Here is a 233-nt window from a genome sequence, read left to right as displayed (position 1 = left end):
GCCGAGTATTTAGGATTAAGCAATGATATTGGCTCTCTAAAAGTAGGTAAATTGGCGGATTTGATAGTACTGGATAAAAACCCTTTAGAAGACATTAAAAATTCAAATAGTGTTAAATATACTATGGTAAATGGTAGATTATATGATACTGAAACCATGAACGAAATTGGCAATACCATAAAAAAACGAAGTAAATTCTATTGGGAAAACAACAATTACAACCAAGCATTTCC

At 30.9% G+C, this 233-nt stretch carries 1 protein-coding gene; it reads left to right on the top strand.

The window, feature by feature from the left end; genetic code table 11:
• A partial coding sequence (locus tag H2O73_RS24360) for an amidohydrolase family protein (protein ID WP_182110845.1) occupies positions 1-233 on the top strand: 233 nt, incomplete at both ends.

It is taken from the genome of Vibrio marinisediminis (genome assembly GCF_014050145.1).
GTDB classification, from domain to species: domain Bacteria; phylum Pseudomonadota; class Gammaproteobacteria; order Enterobacterales; family Vibrionaceae; genus Vibrio; species Vibrio marinisediminis.
The sequence above is the reverse complement of the archived record's forward strand: the minus strand, read 5'-3'. Positions and strand labels throughout refer to the sequence as shown.